This is a genomic window from Microcoleus sp. SVA1B4, assembly GCF_036700545.1.
Classification (GTDB): domain Bacteria; phylum Cyanobacteriota; class Cyanobacteriia; order Cyanobacteriales; family Microcoleaceae; genus Microcoleus.
In genome coordinates this window covers 32,622-49,714 of record NZ_JAUBPB010000050.1, presented here as the reverse complement: position 1 = coordinate 49,714, position 17,093 = coordinate 32,622, and the positions used below count along the sequence as shown (strand labels likewise).

13 protein-coding genes are annotated in these 17,093 nt (G+C 47.8%); 7 read left to right on the top strand and 6 right to left on the bottom strand.

The features are described from left to right. A partial coding sequence (locus tag QT987_RS20865; RefSeq protein ID WP_333243792.1) for a DUF4160 domain-containing protein occupies positions 1-229 on the top strand: 229 nt, incomplete at its 5' end. Further along, complete coding sequence (locus tag QT987_RS20860) at positions 183-542, top strand: DUF2442 domain-containing protein (RefSeq protein WP_333243789.1); 360 nt, start codon at positions 183-185, stop codon at positions 540-542. The genes QT987_RS20865 and QT987_RS20860, both read left to right, overlap by 47 nt. Before the next feature lie 332 nt (positions 543-874). Here the strand turns inward: QT987_RS20860 and QT987_RS20855 are convergent, their stop codons facing one another. The 4 genes from QT987_RS20855 to QT987_RS20840 form a co-directional block, all read right to left on the bottom strand. Further along, the gene (locus QT987_RS20855; protein WP_333152258.1) at positions 875-1,498 is read right to left on the bottom strand and encodes a precorrin-8X methylmutase; all 624 of its coding nucleotides are present in this window, start codon (positions 1,496-1,498) and stop codon (positions 875-877) included. Between the two features lie 107 nt (positions 1,499-1,605). After that, positions 1,606-2,412: a TPM domain-containing protein gene (locus QT987_RS20850; RefSeq protein WP_333243787.1), complete on the bottom strand. Its 807-nt coding sequence runs from the start codon at positions 2,410-2,412 to the stop codon at positions 1,606-1,608. A gap of 319 nt (positions 2,413-2,731) precedes the next feature. Next, positions 2,732-8,209, bottom strand: a complete 5,478-nt coding sequence (locus QT987_RS20845; protein ID WP_333253774.1) for a WD40 domain-containing protein — start codon at positions 8,207-8,209, stop codon at positions 2,732-2,734. Positions 8,210-8,891: 682 nt separating this feature from the next. Next, the gene (locus tag QT987_RS20840) at positions 8,892-10,223 is read right to left on the bottom strand and encodes a P-loop NTPase fold protein (protein WP_333056118.1); all 1,332 of its coding nucleotides are present in this window, start codon (positions 10,221-10,223) and stop codon (positions 8,892-8,894) included. Positions 10,224-10,560: 337 nt separating this feature from the next. Between QT987_RS20840 and QT987_RS20835 the strand changes: the two genes are divergently transcribed. From QT987_RS20835 to ftsZ, 3 genes are all read left to right on the top strand, one after another. Then, on the top strand, positions 10,561-11,448 hold the full coding sequence (locus tag QT987_RS20835; RefSeq protein WP_333243780.1) for an FtsQ-type POTRA domain-containing protein: 888 nt from the start codon (positions 10,561-10,563) through the stop codon (positions 11,446-11,448). A 42-nt stretch (positions 11,449-11,490) separates the two neighbouring features. Beyond that, positions 11,491-12,591 (top strand): transposase, encoded by a 1,101-nt coding sequence (locus tag QT987_RS20830; protein WP_333243777.1) that lies wholly within the window; start codon positions 11,491-11,493, stop codon positions 12,589-12,591. Positions 12,592-13,063: 472 nt separating this feature from the next. Then, positions 13,064-14,338, top strand: a complete 1,275-nt coding sequence (gene ftsZ / locus QT987_RS20825; RefSeq protein ID WP_333243773.1) for a cell division protein FtsZ — start codon at positions 13,064-13,066, stop codon at positions 14,336-14,338. Between the two features lie 161 nt (positions 14,339-14,499). On the opposite strand, the gene QT987_RS20820 is transcribed toward ftsZ, so the two are convergent. Beyond that, positions 14,500-15,279: an MBL fold metallo-hydrolase gene (locus QT987_RS20820; protein ID WP_333243770.1), complete on the bottom strand. Its 780-nt coding sequence runs from the start codon at positions 15,277-15,279 to the stop codon at positions 14,500-14,502. A 46-nt stretch (positions 15,280-15,325) separates the two neighbouring features. Here QT987_RS20820 and QT987_RS20815 point away from each other — a divergent pair, with 46 nt between their 5' ends. Together QT987_RS20815 and thiD are read left to right on the top strand one after the other, a co-directional pair. Further along, the gene (locus QT987_RS20815) at positions 15,326-15,559 is read left to right on the top strand and encodes a hypothetical protein (RefSeq protein ID WP_333243767.1); all 234 of its coding nucleotides are present in this window, start codon (positions 15,326-15,328) and stop codon (positions 15,557-15,559) included. Continuing rightward, entirely contained in the window at positions 15,552-16,361 is an 810-nt protein-coding gene (gene thiD / locus QT987_RS20810; RefSeq protein ID WP_333243764.1) for a bifunctional hydroxymethylpyrimidine kinase/phosphomethylpyrimidine kinase, read from the top strand. Before QT987_RS20815 ends, thiD begins: the two co-directional genes overlap by 8 nt. A 180-nt stretch (positions 16,362-16,541) precedes the next feature. Here thiD and dndE read toward each other — a convergent pair whose 3' ends face one another. Beyond that, complete coding sequence (gene dndE, locus QT987_RS20805; RefSeq protein ID WP_006632969.1) at positions 16,542-16,943, bottom strand: DNA sulfur modification protein DndE; 402 nt, start codon at positions 16,941-16,943, stop codon at positions 16,542-16,544. Positions 16,944-17,093: the final 150 nt, after the last annotated feature.

Below are 17,093 nucleotides of genomic sequence, written 5' to 3'. Positions count from 1 at the left end.
CCGCCCGTCCTTTTTGGACGGGCGGGACGCCCATCCCACTTTCAAGAGTGGAAGTTATTTAATTCTCATTCCTAAGCGCGATCGGCAACTTGCCAAATTTTGGATGAATCCTGTATCTCTAGAAAAAAATCGAGGCTTCAAAGAGCATGAATTAAACCAGATTGCTCGTCTTGTAGAGGAATATGAACAAATATTGTTGGAGGCTTGGCATCACTACTTTGATCCTTGAAACAGAACCCCTCGTAATTAAAGTCACGGTGACAGATGAAAAAGTAATTGTGGACTTAGTTGATGGTCGCAGTTTGAGTGTTCCCTTAGCTTGGTATCCCCGTTTGTTGCACGGTTCCCCGGAGGAAAGACATAATTGGCAGCTACTTGGAGATGGTTATGCCATTGAATGGGTTGATTTAGACGAACATATTGGAGTAGAAGGTTTGCTAGCGGGCCGACGCAGCAGTGAAAGTCAACGATCGTTTGAAAGTTGGTTAATTAACCGCAACACTGCTCAAAATAATCCAGAACGACTAATAACTAATGACTAATGACTGCTGACCGAAAGCATCCAGGATACAAGCCCCCGGATTCATTCCTTCGCAGACTCAGGACCCAGAAATAAAAAACCTGTATCCGATGAAACTTGCCCCCCGAATTTATCCGTGGAGTCATACCAATTTTTTATGACGCTGCATACAATCTGATCCCCCCTAACCCCCCTTAATAAGGGGGGGACAAGATTCTTCTCAAAGTCAACCCCTACTCCCCTTCGATCGGGGGATTTAGGGGGATCGAGATATGTGCAACTTCACATTAAATTGGTATCAATGCTTCAATCTAAAATCTAAAATCTAAAATCTAAAATCGATTGACTTCTCGATCAACTGTTTCCCTCTTGCCCATAAGCTTGCCAAGCCAAATCCACCAGCCCGTTAACAATAGCCACAGCCACCACCGCAGACCCCTTGCGGCCCTCAATCCGAATGTGAGGAATCATCGAATCGTGCAGCCGCGACTTAGCCACATCCACCCCCACAAACCCAGAAGGAGTCCCAATCACCAAAGCTGGTCGAATTTCCTCAGATTCAATCAAATCCACGATCGCCGACAAAGCAGTTTGAGCCTGGCCCACGACAAAAATCCCTTCAGGATAGCGTCTTGCCAAAGTTTCAATCCCCCAAGCCGCCCGCGTCCTTTCCTTTTGGGGGCGCGTCAAAGCCTCCATCGAACAGTAAACCGGATTCGCAAAGGTACTTTGGATTTGTGGCGTAATGCCCACCTGCACCATCGGCACATCTACCACGATCGTAGTCCGAGCAGCCAAAGCCGCCGCCCCAGCCTGCAAAGCCTGATCGGAAAAACTAATTAAAGACTTGTACTCAAAATCAGCAGTCGCATAAATCACGCGGCGGACTATTTCGTACTCCGCCGCTGAAAAACCGTGGTCGCCAATTTCGTTATCGATTAATCCCAGACTCTGGGCATCGCTTACGTGCCATTCCATTTGTTGGATAGCTGTCGCCTCTGAGTTGTCAGGTATCAGCTTACCAGCTTTTAGTCATTCGTTGACTGTTGAGTAAAATCTACCCACTGCCAACTGCCAACTGCCAACTAAGTTTCCGACGACGAAGAAGATTTGCCCAACACCGGAGTCAGGAATGCCACCAAAACTCCGATCGCAAAACCGGCCACATTCCGAACCAAAGGCAACCAGTCAGAAGTCCGAGTCACCACAGGCCCAAGTCCGAAAGCGAAAAACAGAATGCCCCACAGCGGCGAAAAAATCAGCGCCCACTGCCAAGCCACAACCTGTCCCGGCTTCCGAGGCTGAGCCGCAAACCCGCAGATGACGCCGCCAACCACCGACGTAATTAACGTCAGAATCCACTGTTCCCTCGGCAAACCGGGAACCACGCGGCATCCGCCCTGACGCAAACAGCCTTCTATCGACTCCAAAGATTCAATAATCGCTCGATCTTCGCCATTGTCCCGCACAAAAAATTGATTACCATAGCGGGTTTGCAGTTCCACCCAAAAAGTGCGCGGCAGCAGCGGATACAGCGAGTCGCCCACATTAAAATTGAGCAAATTGCCCCCTCGCGGGTCAGCAACTAATAACACACTCTTGTCATCTAGCCCCCAATAGCTTTTGACAGCCAAACCGGGCGTGCGATCGTACTGAGTCAGCACTCGCAGTTTCCAGCCGGTTTCGGCTTCAAAGGCGTTTAAATTTTTTGCCAAACTTTGTTCTTCAATATCCGTAAGGGCTTTAGCTAAGTCAATGATCGGCGTCTGAGTAGAAGGCAACAAATCGGGATTATTGAAAGCGTGGGCCGCAGGTGCGATCGTCCACACAGACAAAGCCAGAAAAAATGCGGCAACAGAGGCTAGAAATTTTCGCGGGAAAAGCTGTGACATAGGAACTTATAATCCGGGTCTTAATTGTGAATGCTAGCTGGCGGTCTTAACCAGAGGATAAGAGAAAACTCATATTTCTTTACAATTATTTACTTTACAGGAAGCGGAGAGCAAGGGGAAGGAAAAAATAGTTTTTGAGAAAGGGGGAGAGGGAGGGGGGGAGGGGGAGAGGGGGGGAGGGGGAAATTAGCGCGATCGAGCTCCTCAAGGGGATGAGTAACATCGAAAATCGAAAATCCATTGAATTCCCCAATCTAAAATCTAAAATCTAAAATCTAAAATCGACTGAATCCCCAATCTAAAATCTAAAATCTAAAATCTAAAATCGATTTGGTTTTGCCCCAACCCCCTCACAGAGAAGCCGATCGCGATCGCTCACATTAGGATTAGTCCTCAAATAATCCCCCACCCAGTCGCAGCCCCTCACCAGCAAATCGTCAAGATCCAAATTCCACAAAATCACCCGATTATCCCGGCCCGCAGAAGCCAGAACCTTCCCATCCGGGCTAAAACTCACACTCATCACGCTATCCTTGTGACCCGTCAAAGTTTTCAGCAAAGTCCCGCTGCGACTCCACAGTTTCACCTTATGATCGTAACTACCCGAAGCAACCAACAAACCATCCGGGCTAAAAGCAACGCTAGTCACGCTGTCGCTAGAACCCTTCAGCAGCGTCGCCACCAAAGTCCCATCTACCTTCCACAATTTCACCGAATTGTCGTAACCAGCCGAAGCTAGCATTTTGCCATCAGGGCTAAAAGCAACCCCCAACACAAAACTGTTGTGAGCTCCTTCAAAAGTTCTTAGCAAACGACCATCCCGATTCCAGAGTTTGAGAGTACCATCATCGCTTGCAGAAGCCAGCATCGAGCCGTCGGGACTGAAAGTCACCCCAGTCACCCAGCCTGTGTGTCCCGTCAAAGTCTTAATCAGCCTGCCGTTTCTAGTCCAGAGTTTCACAGTCTTATCCTTGCTAGCCGTTGCCAGAACCTCGCTGTCGGGGCTAAAGCTCACGCTCATCACGCTGTCGGCGTGGCCGTCGAGAGTCAACAGCACAGAAGGCGAACACGGGAATAGGGGAGCCGAAGGACAAGGGAGAATATTATTCATGCCATCTTCTGTCAAACTCCAGACTTTCACCGTTTTGTCGTAACTCCCAGAAGCAAGTAGCTGGCCGTCGGGGCTGAAACTGACGCTGGCGACTCTCTGAGTGTGTCCTTCCAAGGTTTCCAGCAAAACCCCCGTGCGACTCCAGAGTTTGATAGTGTTGTCCGTAGAAGCAGAAGCCAGCTTTTGGCCGTCGGGGCTGAAAGTAACGCCTTGCACCCGGTTTTGGTGTCCGTCGAGGGTTTTGAGCGGCACGTCATCGAGTCGCCACAGCCTGATAGTTTTGTCAAAACTTGCCGAAGCCAAGGTTTTGCCTTCCGGGCTAAAACTCACCTGAGTAACTCGATCGGCGTGTCCCTCAAAAGTTCTCAGTAAGCGACTCTCTGGTTTAATGTTGCTAGCATCGGTTGGGCGTTTGTCGCCAACACCAGCAAGATTCCAGAGTTTGACAGTCCCGTCTGCACTTCCCGAAGCAAGTGTTTGACCATCGGGGGAGAAACTGACACCGAATACCCACTTGGTGTGTCCCCGCAAAGTTGTTAGCAGTTCACCTTTTTTTGCTGGTGTTGAATTTTCTGTTGGTGGGTGTTTGAGTGCAGCGATGCTCCAGATTTTCACCGTTTTATCTTCACCCGCACTGGCGATCGTTTCACCATCGGGGGAGAAACTGACGGTGTAAATTTTCGAGGGTTGTCTGTTTTCGCTGTGCCATAAATTAGCGATTAACTTACCGTCAGAACTCCACAGTTTCACACTACCGTCATCGCTCGCCACAGCGATTATTTTGCCGTCGCGGCTGAAGCTTAGCCAATTTACGGGAGCAAATTGTTCGATCGTTCGCAGCAGCGTGCCGTCGGTTTTCCAAAGTTTGATAGTTTTATCAGTAGAGCCAGTGGCGATCGTTTGACCGTCAGAACTAAAAGCAACGCTGGTAACGCTATTAGTATGCCCTTTGAAAGTAGCTAACAAACGGCCGTCAGTTTGCCAAATTTTGACAGTTTTATCTAAACTTGCCGACGCTATGGTTTTGTTGTCGGGACTGAACGCGACACAGGAGACACTGTTAGTGTGGTCTTTGAAAGTTGCCAGCAAACTGCCGTCGCGCCGCCAAAGTTTGACGGTTTTATCTACACTGGAAGAAGCTATTGTCTCGCCGTCTGGACTGAAGCTAAGACCCCAAACTACATCGCCGTGTCCTTCCAAGCGGTTGCGTTCTTTGACTCCATAAACTGCCTGCTGGAGGGCAGCAGAAATCAGGATTTCGGTGTCTTTGAGAGTATACATTTGTTGGGAGTGTTCGATCTGTTTCCACTTTTTACCAGCTCTCAAACTTTCCATCATGGCGTCAAATTTGTTATTTGAGAAATAAAGTGCTTCCGAAGCAGCAGTCAGGGTACTGATTTCGGCTCGCTGAGTTTGAGCGACAGCTAGCTGTTTTTGACCCACAGCCCGCCACCAAAAGTTTACGGCGGCGATGGTGGAACTGGTTAGCAGCATGACGCCGATCACTGCTACTCCCAGCAGTTGTTTGAGAAAAGTATTGGCTCGGTAGAGCTGTGCTTGACTCATTTTTTTGTCCGCTTCTGCTTTGTGGAGTCTCGCTTCTAAGCCGAATCTTTGGCGAATCGGTCGCACTAAATAGTCGTGTACCAATTGATAGCGGTCTTCGGGCGCTTCCCGTAGCAAAAATAGCAAACCGTGACCAACTAAAATGTCTAAAATTAAGTCCAGGTTGTCGGTTTTCTTGGGTCGGCTTTCAGGGTATGCAGCGAACTGTCGCGGTAGGGAAATTCGGTTTCTGCCGATCGCCGATAATTCGGTTTCGCGGGCATCGGCTGGCTGCGGGCCTGTAACTAACGAGAGTTCGTGTTTGGTTTTTATCAGTCTTACGCCTCTTTCATCTGTCAGGGAAAACAAGATTTTCCAAGCTGCGTCTTCGTTAATGGGCCCGCAGTCAGAGATGACTCTTTCGAGCGATCTTTTCACTAATTCTGCTTTGGGATTGTCCCCCAATTGCTGGTATTGTGCTAGACTGGTAATACCTTCTTCTTGCAGTTGCGCTCCTACTACCTGCAATTCGATTGGTCGCACTTCTTGCAGTTCGTCTGCTAAATCTTCTACGAAGGCATCGATCAGTGCCGGCTCTAAATAAAATTCTGCCCGTTCTGTTAAGTGTCCGATGACAGCCCGCGCGTCTTTGATAGAAAAACTCCGCAGTTGGTAGCGGATGCTTTTGTCGAGAATATTATTGTTAATAGCATCAAGATTTGGGAAGCGATCGCAATCTAGTAAGTAGTGCAAATAATCTTCGCGCAAGCACAGAATTATTTTGACATAAGGCAAGTTCAAAAACAAACGCAAAAAATTATAAAAAAGTTGTCTTTGTGCCACAGAAGTTGAAACAAAGAAAAACTCTTCAAATTGATCGAAAATCAGCACAGTTAACAAATTATTTGTGGCATTTTCGCGCAACTGTTCTATAATAAAAGAAGAGACTTCCGAGCTGCGAGCAGGAATAACCGAGCAACTTCTTTTGTGGATTTCCTGTACTCCTTTCGAGATTAATTTACTTTCCTCTTCGGCTTGTTTGTCGTACAGTGCGCTGTTCAAAGCATTTTCTAACTCCACCAGCCAGTCGGTGTAAACTTTGACTACTACGGGCAATGTATCCCGCGCACCCGGAGTAATATTTTTCAAAGCTGGTACTAAGCCGGCATTGACTAGAGAACTTTTCCCGACTCCGCTGGGCCCGTGAATAATAGTTAATTTATGGTCGTCCCTGCTAATTCTTTCTAGCAAGCTATTGATATCTGTTTGGCGCGAATAAGCCGTCATGGAGGCTGCGATGGCAGCTTGGTTCTGAGCTGAGGGGCCTGAAGGATTGACGGCTTGGCGCTGCTGCTGCAATTGGCTGGCTCCGATAAAAGCTCTAAATCCGTATTGATATTCGATCGAACGCTGGCTTTTTTTAATCCGAAATGCTTTAAGATACTCTCCCTGCTCGAAATAAACCGCTTGCAGTTCCGTCAAAATATCGATGTAAAGTCGGGGGTCGTACTTCGGCTCGCTTTGAGATTGAGCCAACTCCAAAGAATGAACCGCCGCTTCCCACTGGCCTAGCTGCCGCAAACTTCGGGCTAAAAGTAAAAGATACGAACTCCTGTCGGATTTAGGATGTTGAATTTTAGATTTGGGTTCGTTACTTGACTCGTTAGATCCCACAAATTCTGGATAATTTCCCTCAAACCCCAATCTCAAATCTTCAATCAGCAATCTCAAATCATTAGGCGTTTGATCCAAAATCGCCAAAGCCAACTCGGCTAGCTGGCGGGCTTGACTCCACCTCGACTCTTGCAGGGCAACTTCAGCCAAAAAGCCGTAATCTTGAGCTAGTTGGCTGGGAGTACCGTAAGTGAAGTGCAACTGCAAAGAATTTTCAGCTAATGCTTGCAACTCTCCCCAAGCTTTCAGGCGCTGCAGCACTTCTCCGAGGTGTGCTGTCACCTCAGCTACCAATTCCGGGCGTGAGGCCAGGGAGAAAGCGTTTCTAGATTTTTCCAGGCTAATCCAAGCTTGTTCCCAGTGCTGGCGGTTGGCTACCGGGTTTCTGGCTGCTTGCAAGCGGTGACACAGGGCTATGTGAAATAGCACTATGCCTTCTCTCTCTAAAAATAGGATGTTGGGGACAGGATTCGACAATGAGCAGGAGAGGGTTTCTGGGTTTTCGGAATTTTCCCAGTTTGCGAGTTCCCAATTGCCCGTTTGATGCTGCCAAAATACTAAGCTTTCTTGGTAGTGAATTAAGGCAGTTTCGGTTTGGTCGCTGACATAGTAATCTCGACCGAGAACGAATTGCAGGCTGGCTTTGAGGGCGGGTTCTAATTCTTGACCGCGATTTTGTAAATCTCTTAAAGCTAATTCTAGTTCTCGGCGTGGCAAAGAGCCGATCGCCAAATCGAAGGTATTGCCGGGACTCAACGGCGAGTACGAGTGGACATCTGATTGTCGTCGGTTTTGGGGCCCAGAGTTAAAAGTTAGAAAGTTTTCTCCGGGGCTGATTTCCCGCTCCAGACCGCGTTTTTCGGACGGGGTTTGGCAGGTCTCACAATTAGCGATGGTGCTGACGTTGCTGCTGGCGAGTTCTGGATTGAGTTCGCCTATTTTAAATATAGTATCGGCCCGCCTAGCGAGGAAATTAATTAATTCGTCAACGCCCATTTCAAATTTAATTGTGGCGGCGGCCCAACTTTTGAAATCCGGGGCCAGACGAATCATTTTGGTCACGATGTCATCTGTTACCCACAAAATCACTGGGCAGGAAAAATTTTTGCGAAATTCGTCTCGCACTTGATTGGTAGAAGCCATCAGTTCGTCGATCGCTACTACTGTTTCTAAACCAAATACCATCAAAGCCGAGGCGTCACCGACAGGCGAGTACCCCTCCTGGAAAGTGCTTGAGAGCAGAGTAGTGTAAAGGGTTTTGACTGAAGCTGGCAGGACGATATCTTGAATTGGAATTGGGGACACTTCTCGCAGCCGCTGCGCTATTTGCTGCCGCAACTGCTCGTAGTTGCAGCGCACCAAAATTAGCGAGAATTGGTGTTGAGACATTGTGATTGACCTGACCAGAGTTTTGAGCGAGCGCTCGTTGTAGTTTGCAGTTTCTTGTACCTTAATTAGATCGGTCATGCGTGCACCTCTTTTGCATTAATCAATTACCTAACGCTCGCCCATCGTGACTGAAAGCGTCTCTACTTAGACATCCCCGTCTCTGTCTGACGCTTTATCTCTGTATAAATACGTAGTTTTCCGTACTTGTCCTATCAATACTTACATATTTATTAGATCCAATGTAAAGATATCATACCTCTCAATCTCAGAGAATGCTAGACTTGCGAATAAAAATTTAAGGTTATCTTAGATTTTTTGATTAAGCGATATATAAAGGACTACAGATCATAAATAGCCAACTGCTTAGTTCACGATCATACCGACGGCTAGCTATTAGTAAACAACTTCGATATATCTGTAGCAGGCATTTAGCATAACAGCAAAAAAAATGTCCTCCGGTATGGGATTATGTGAAATTAAGAGCAACAGCTAAAAACAGACATAGGGGGTCTGACATTGCAGATATGAGAGTTGAGAGTGGGCAAAGTCCTTAGTGGTGGCAAAGTTTTAGAGGACAATAAAATACACCGCCTATAGCCAGCATTCAACAGAAATTAGCCAGTGGAAAAAACCGCTGACTGATTTCTGTATTGGATGGTAAGATTTCGGAGTTTTGAGCGATGAATTTTTAGTTAAATTCTTTCTAAATCCCTCGTAGTTAAGGGTTTTTAGAGTCACGAAGCTATCTCAAAAATCCCAACTATTTTGGCTCACTGCGCTGCAGCCACTCCTTATATTTTCGGGTTTCTGCTAGGGCTGGATTAATCCCAAACCAACGACCTTCTTGATCGCGGTATTCAAAGACAAACATACTTCGCAACAAAATTTGAGACTCTTCTTCGCCTGTTACACTTTGTCGGTTGACAACTTGAAACAGTAATTCCCATTCCATGTCATTGATGGCTCCCAAAAGGTCATCGCGATATTCTTGAATGACGCTTTCGAGGCATTCGCGAGAGAAGGGAGGGTCTTCGTGCTGCAAACAGCTATACAAAAGCATCAGTAGATTGCGAACATGACCCCCACTAATCCGACAAAGCCTGTCTAAAGTTTCGGGAGAGTCAAACACCTGGGAAATCAAATCAATGCGTTGATGGGGAGCAACTGCGGGGAAAGCTCTGGCTAATACTAGCTGGCGCAGCAGTGCCATTCCTTCGAGGTGGTCTTCGCCCGATCGCACTTGCACTGGTACCATGGGCATCACCTTGGGCTTGACTCCAAATCGACTGGCGAGGCGGCCGAAGTCGTTGGAAAAAATCAAAGTCAAGGGAATCGTGTAGACAACATGGCAATTAAGTTTTTTCAACTGTTCGCCCCGGTCTAAAAACAGATATTCTGGCTGTGTGCGTCCGCTGGGTTTGAGGGAGGCGTCGAGGCGATCGAGGTTGTCAACGATGACTGCGAGCCCTTTTTTACCTTGCTGCTTGAGTTCGGCGTTAGCTTTGTTGAGGAGTTCTTCGTTGATCGACTGCAAGATGCTGTTGGTGCGGGGTTCGAGATATTGCCTGAGTTGCGATCGCAGTTTGGGAGAGTCTTTAGTTTTAGCAGTCACTCTAGCAATGCCTACAGATAACTCGGCTTCCGCTGACAAATCTATGGGAGTCTGCAAAAATTCTGCCACTTCTGCAAACAGATTTGTAAAATAGCTCGGTCTGAGTTTGATTTTAGCCGATTCCATAGTTTCGCTGACTTGGCGCGCAATGCTCAGCAAAATATCGCTGATATCTACATCCCCCATGTCTAAGTCTTGGGAAGACTCGAAGTAGACGACGCAAAAACCCTCTTGCTCTAACTCAGCTTTTAGTCGAAACAATTCCGTAGATTTGCCACACCCGATATGCCCTGTAAATAGCTGACAGGTTGGCTCATTGGGGGAGATGCGGGTAATGGTTCGCTGTAAAGATTCAATGATTTTGCCGCCACGCACGGAACCAAAATCAATGTAGTATTGATAATCCCCTGGGTCTCCCGCAACAAGGGTCTTGCTGGGGTTGCAGGCTTTATAGAATCTGTCTAATTCGAGTGCGATCACAATTGAAGCCGAATAAAAGTTAAAAAGTTAATCGAAAGTCTAAACTTTCTTTACTTGAGTTTAGTTTGATTTGTAACCTTTTGCCCTGTGGGGTAATGCCCTAAATACCCAAAGAACCTTGATCTGGTAAGGGGTTTTCCCGGCGCTGGAATTGGGAATTTTTAATTAATAATTTTTTATTACTTAGCGGGATCAGTGATATTACTGGTATTGGCAGGAGTATGGGTAAATTTGCGGATATCTGGTTAAATGGTAGGGGAAAACAGGGTTCGAGAGAGAAAGATTAAACAGTTTTGAATTTGTGCTAATCGTTAATTACTATATTGTCAAGAGGTAGATGGCTAGTTTTGGAGCGGTTTCTCAAACAGAGTTAGGGCGCAGGCGCCAAAAGTTGCGGCAGCAGAGGCGCGCTCGATTGGCGGCTGTGGTGTGGCAAATGCTGGCAGCGAGCGCAATGGCTGGAGGTTTGCTGTGGTGGATTGCTCAGCCGGCTTGGTTAATTGCCCGATCGGAACAAGTGAAGGTGGAGGGCAATCAGTGGCTATCGGATAAGGCGGTGCGGTCTTTGGTGCCGCTGTCTTACCCGCAGTCGCTGTGGGGGATTCAACCGCAGGCGCTGGCCGAAAAGCTGGAGTCAACGGGGCCGATCGCTAAAGCGAAGGTGACTCGTAACTTGTTTCCGCCGAGTTTGACTATAGAAGTGGCAGAACGCCTGCCGGTGGCGGTGGCGCAGCCGACGGCGGTGTTGAGATCGAACAGTGATAAGGAAAAAGTGGGGTGGCTGGACGCTCGCGGAGGTTGGATGCCGTCGGATAGTTATACTGCTGTACGATCGCAGAATAGTTCGATCGGGCCCGGCAGCATTCCGGGAACGCAGGCTCAGCGTTCTTTGCCCACTTTAAAAGTCATCGGGCCTTTGGAACAGTATCGCGCCTCTTGGCCGAAGTTTTACCAAGGACTCAGTGGCTTGACGGTGAAAGTTTTTGAGATTAATTGGCAAAACCCGAACAACTTGATCTTGAAAACAGAGATCGGTACCGTACACTTAGGGCCGTACAGTTCCAAGACTGCGGAGCAACTTAAGGTTTTAGACCGAATGCGACAATTGCCAAAACAGCTAGATTCAAGCAAAATAGCCTACATTGACTTGAAAAATCCTGCTTCGCCGATCGTCCATTTGCCACAACTCCCCGGCAGTTTGGATTCGGACTTAATTGCTAAATAGTTTGCTAAACTTATCTAAAGTTGATTGTTGAGAGGAAGTTCCATGTTTGCCGTCAAGCGAGCGCTCAAATTGAATAATAGGGAAGCAACCTTGATGGCAAAACACGCAGGATTCCGGCGTGTAGTATTTAACATGGGATTGAGCTTGCGAGTCCAAATGTACGGTGAGGGCAATTTTTCAGACTCAAAGGTCATCAACGAAGTCAAGAAAGTTCTCACCAACCACGTCAAGAAACAACCTGAATGCGCTTGGATGAACCAGTTGTCTTCTCGTGTTTACCAAAACGCTTTGATTGACTTGAAAGATGCGTTCAGTCGGTATCGCTTGGGAAAAGCCGATCATCCGAAATTTGCCAGCCGCCGGGATGGGCAATCATTCACGGTTGATTCGTCTAATGGAAAAGTTTTACTAACTGCTGGCAACACCATTAAGATTCCCACGCAGGGAACTTTTCGACTTCACGAGCCACTGGAATGCGGTTTTGTCTCTCAAACTTTTACCATTTCACAAGAAGGAAATCGCTGGTTCGTCTCTTTCTGTGTTGATGCGGAACTTTTACCAATTCAACAACCCGAAAGCTCTGTAGGGATTGACGTGGGTATTAAATATTTTGCTACCCTGTCAAACAGTCAAGTGTTTGATGCACCAAAGCCATTAAAGCAAGCGAAAACCAAGCTTGCACGGTTGCAGCGCAAGGCATCAAGACAAATAAAAGCCTCAAACAATCAGCGCAAAACTTACAACAAGCTCGGCAGACTTCACGCACGAATAGCTTGCATTCGCAAAGATTTCCTTCAAAAGTTAACGACTTATTTAGCTAAAACTTTCAAGTCAATCAATATAGAAGACTTGAACGTAAGCGGAATAATGGCAAATCACAAGTTGGCTGGGGCAATATCCGACTTAGGGTTTTACGAATTCAGGCGGCAGCTAAATTATAAGTGCAAAATGTATGGAGCGAATTTAGTGCTGGTGGATCGATGGTTCCCCAGTTCTAAGACTTGTGCGAATTGCGGGCATAAAAAAGATATGCCACTAAGCGTTCGGACTTATGATTGTCCTGCTTGTGGCTCCTCAATAGATCGCGATCTCAATGCCAGTTTAAATATTTTAAATTGGGAACCCAAGGCTATTGGGGGATAGCCTGCTTATCTTGGGATGGCCGACCACCCAACAGCGCAGGAAGTCAACTCCGAATTGCGGCTAAAGGTGGCTTTAGCAAAGTTTGGGTAAGTTTGACAAAGCAGAGTTCCACTCCCGCACCCACTCGCGCCCAGAATTGATCCTCTGTCAACAGAAGGTAGAAGGTATCGATCGATAGGCAGAATTTTTGCCCATCAGGATCGATAGGGCTTGAAATCAGCACAGTTTTTGGATAGCGCCCCGCGTCTGGGCCTAGTATCCATTTTTTTTCCTTCTGACGCAGCTTACAATTGCCTTAATCCGGTCAAGTACCTTGATGGCGTCAAGCGAGGTCTAGGCTAGCGAGGTCGGCAAAATCCGAGATTGCTAACATTAAGCATCGATCTGTGTTAGTTTTTCGCGCAACTTAGCCTATAGTTGATTGTGAATTGGCGTTTAGTTAACAAGCTCTAATCTACCATCCCCGACTCTAATGAAGCTTAATAATAGACAGGGGTCTGACCAAGACAGTCCCCCTTCGGAAGAAGTAAAAAATTTTCCGGTGGCTGCAGATTCCGCCAATCCCTTTAGACGCAAGTCTGGTTATGTAAATGTAGATAGTATTGATATCGATCCTATGGTCAATCCCAAAGACATAATGCCCAGCAGTGCCGCCAAAATCAAAGTAATTGGCGTCGGCGGTGGTGGGGGCAACGCCGTTAACCGGATGATTGCCAGCGAGGTTTCTGGTGTCGAGTTTTGGTGTGTGAATACAGATTCCCAAGCTCTGGTTCTCTCAAATGCTCCGAAACGCTTGCAAGTCGGACAGAAGTTGACGCGCGGTTTGGGGGCCGGGGGCAATCCGGCGATCGGTCAAAAGGCTGCGGAGGAATCCCGCGATGAAGTTGCTAATGCTCTGAATCATGCGGATTTGGTATTTATCACAGCCGGCATGGGCGGCGGTACGGGCACGGGCGCGGCTCCGATCGTGGCTGAGGTCGCTAAGGAAATGGGCGCCTTAACTGTGGGCATAGTAACGCGGCCTTTTACGTTTGAGGGACGGCGGCGCACCAGCCAAGCTGAGGAAGGAATCGCGGCTTTGCAAACTCGGGTGGATACGCTGATCGTAATTCCTAACGACAAGCTGCTGTCTGTGATTTCCGAACAAATGCCTGTACAAGAGGCTTTTCGAGTTGCTGACGATATCCTGCGCCAAGGGGTTCAGGGTATTTCTGACATTATTACTATTCCCGGTTTGGTGAATGTTGACTTTGCTGACGTGCGGGCAGTAATGGCGGATGCGGGTTCGGCTTTGATGGGCATTGGCGTGGGTTCTGGCAAGTCGCGGGCTAGGGAGGCGGCGATGCAGGCTATTTCTTCGCCTCTGCTGGAAGCTTCGTCTATTGAGGGCGCTAGAGGTGTGGTGTTTAACATCACTGGCGGTACTGACATGACGCTGCACGAGGTGAATGCGGCGGCTGAGACGATTTACGAGGTTGTCGATCCGAATGCCAATATTATTTTTGGAGCGGTGATTGACGAGCGGCTTCAGGGCGAAATTAAGATTACTGTGATCGCTACTGGTTTTTCGGGGGAAGTTCCGGCGCCTCCGACTCCGGGGCGGACGCAAAATGTTAATGCTCCTTGGCGGGCTGCAACTGTGCCGGTGACTCCTGCTCAACAGACGCCCGATCCGAAAGCGAAACCGCCGCAGGATTTGGGATTGGATATTCCTGAGTTTTTGCGTAACCGTCGTCCGCCAAGATGATTTTAGATTTTAGATTTTAGATTTTAGATTGGGGATTTGGCGATTTTGGATTTGAGATTTGGGATTTGGCGATTGGGGATTTGGCATTGAATCTCCAATCTCCCATCTAAAAAATCGAAAATATCGAGCATCTAAAATCTAAAATCTAAAAAATCTAAAATCTAAAATCTAAAATCTAAAATTTCGAGGGTTTGTCCTGGTTCGGGTTCGAGGAGTTGGGTGGAGAGACCGGATTTTGCTAGTAAATCGCGAAATTCGGGGATGCTGCCGATCGATCGCACTAACATTGGTAAAATGCCTGTGGCTCGGATGTCTCCCGCCGCTGTAGGCAGGAAAAACCGAGGTTTGAGAGTTTGGGCGAGGCTGAGGGCTTCCGAAGGGCCGATGATGACTTGTCCGAGGAATGGGAAGATTTGACCGATGACTGGGGCGATCGCTACGTCTACTGTGTCTATTTTCTGTTTAACTTTTTCTAATGGTGGCAGGTGCGGTTCGTAATAAAGTGTCTCGCCGCTGCTTAAATCTTTTAGCAAATAGCCGTTTTCTTCTTGTCCGGGCCCGATTTCGGCTCCGGGTACGGCGGTAATTTGTAATTTTTCTTGATAATTAAATTCTTGCCAATTTGCTAAAGATGTGATATTGGTGTAGCCTAAACTGCTGAGGACTTTGGCGGCGGTGGGTGAGGCGATCGCGGGAATTGTGCGATCGAGCTGTTCGAGTGTGGGCCTGTGACAGTGGTCGTCTAATCCTTGGGAAATCAGGATGAGGTCGATCGGCGGTAAGGTGCTGGGAGTGAAGGCGACAGGGGTGTTGTGGTAGGCGGTGAACAGCCAGGGTTGACCGTAAAACACGAGGGGATCGATTAGCCAGGGATCGACGAGGATGGTTTGGCCTGCGATGTGGAAGATCCAAGAGTTGAGGTCGATTCGGGTGATTTTCACAGTGGTTTGCAATAATTCTTTACAATTGGTTTAATCATAGCTAATTTTGTTTGGGGAATTTAACCCTTCGGAAGCACAGGCGGGACGCCCGTGGCACGGGGAAGCACAGGCGGGACGCCCGTGGCACGGGGAAGCACAGGCGGGACGCCCGTGCCACGGGGAAGCACAGGCGGGACGCCCGTGCCACGGGGAAGCACAGGCGGGACGCCCGTGCCACAGATATGATTGGGATTTGTCTGGTTCAAGTTGGCGTTTATCTGGGGTGGAAGAAGATGATTAAATCGAGGATTCCTGTGGCTTTGACTGTGGCTGGTTCTGATAGTGGCGGTGGGGCTGGGATTCAGGCGGATTTGCGGACTTTTGCGTTTCACTGCGTGCACGGTACGAGTGCTTTGACTTGCGTGACGGCTCAAAATACTTTGGGGGTGACGCGGGTGGATGCTTTGTCTGCGGAGGCTGTGGCGGCTCAAATTGAGGCGGTGGCTGGGGATATTGGGGTTCACGCTGTGAAAACTGGGATGCTGCTGAATCGGGAAATTATGGCGGCGGTGGCTTCACAGGTGGAAGCTTTGGGAATAGGGAATTTGGTTGTCGATCCGGTGATGGTTTCACGATCGGGCGATCGATTGATTGATGACGGGGCGATCGCATTTTTGCGCGATGTTTTGATCCCAATGGCTGCTGTCGTGACTCCCAACCGGTTTGAGGCCCAGATTTTGAGCGGTTTGCAGATTGTTTCTCTAGACGATATGCGATCGGCGGCGCAGCAGATTTATCGTTTGGGCGCAAAGGCTGTTTTGGTGAAAGGCGGCGGGATGGCGGGAGATTTGCGGGGGATTGATGTTTGGTTTGATGGTACGCGCTTGGATGTGTTGAAGACTGAGAATGTTGATACTGGGAATACTCACGGGACTGGTTGTACTTTGAGTGCTGCGATCGCTGCTAATTTAGCTTTGGGGAAAGATTTGTTTACAGCGGTGACATTAGCTAAGAATTATGTTACTACTGCTCTCAAATATGCTTTGGATATTGGGGAAGGCCAAGGGCCAGTAGGGCATTTTTTCCCCCTGTTACAGAAGTAATAAGTTATTTGTTACTTGTTGGAGTCTGCTAATAATATCAAATCCACGATTCATCGAAATTATTCCTCTCTCTCTTCTCTTCCTCTGTGTTCTCTGCGTACTCTGCGGTTAAATCATTCCGATCCAACCGGAATTGATATAACCAATCACATGAGTGAACCGCCAACAGTCAAAAATCAGTTAATTTCTTAATTTTTCAGGCGAAAGAGCGATCGCCACCAAGTCTTCGATTTTCTTAATATTCGGATCGCCGGCCAAATAACCAATCCCTCGGTGCAAGTGCAGGCGAAACTGTTTCGCTAGAGTTTCTTTTTCTGTGCCTAAATTGTCTTGGTGACACCGCTGCTTGAGGGCCATTATCAGGATATCAGCCATGTCGCCGCCGAAGACATCCCAGCTTAATTCGACGTTGCTGTCGCTGGGAATTGGTACTGGCGATGGGATGCTGGGTTCGGCGAGCGATCGGCAAAATCCCCACCTGCATAGAATATTCCACTGATCGATTTTGGTCGATCGTTTCAGTTTTGATAGTTGGTCTTTGCCTGTTTGGGAGAGGCGGATGCGATCGAGTGGTGGTTCCATGAGTTTGAGATTTTTTGGTATATTGTAAACAGTGTTAATGTTGGGGAAGCAAAGCCTCTAGATAACCCGAAATAATTAACATTTTTTTACACGGCGCGACTTGATTAAATCGGTTTTTTTTGGTATTCTTATTTTAGTAGGATTTATCCT

Excerpts from the sequence above, each read along its gene's own strand:
- QT987_RS20860 (WP_333243789.1), top strand. The coding sequence starts at position 183 with ATGAACAAATATTGTTGGAGGCTTGGCATCACTACTTTGATCCTTGAA.
- QT987_RS20855 (WP_333152258.1), bottom strand. The coding sequence starts at position 1,498 with ATGGAATGGCACGTAAGCGATGCCCAGAGTCTGGGATTAATCGATAAC.
- QT987_RS20850 (WP_333243787.1), bottom strand. The coding sequence starts at position 2,412 with ATGTCACAGCTTTTCCCGCGAAAATTTCTAGCCTCTGTTGCCGCATTT.
- QT987_RS20845 (WP_333253774.1), bottom strand. The coding sequence starts at position 8,209 with ATGACCGATCTAATTAAGGTACAAGAAACTGCAAACTACAACGAGCGC.
- QT987_RS20835 (WP_333243780.1), top strand. The coding sequence starts at position 10,561 with ATGGCTAGTTTTGGAGCGGTTTCTCAAACAGAGTTAGGGCGCAGGCGC.
- QT987_RS20830 (WP_333243777.1), top strand. The coding sequence starts at position 11,491 with ATGTTTGCCGTCAAGCGAGCGCTCAAATTGAATAATAGGGAAGCAACC.
- ftsZ (WP_333243773.1), top strand. The coding sequence starts at position 13,064 with ATGAAGCTTAATAATAGACAGGGGTCTGACCAAGACAGTCCCCCTTCG.
- thiD (WP_333243764.1), top strand. The coding sequence starts at position 15,552 with ATGATTAAATCGAGGATTCCTGTGGCTTTGACTGTGGCTGGTTCTGAT.
- dndE (WP_006632969.1), bottom strand. The coding sequence starts at position 16,943 with ATGGAACCACCACTCGATCGCATCCGCCTCTCCCAAACAGGCAAAGAC.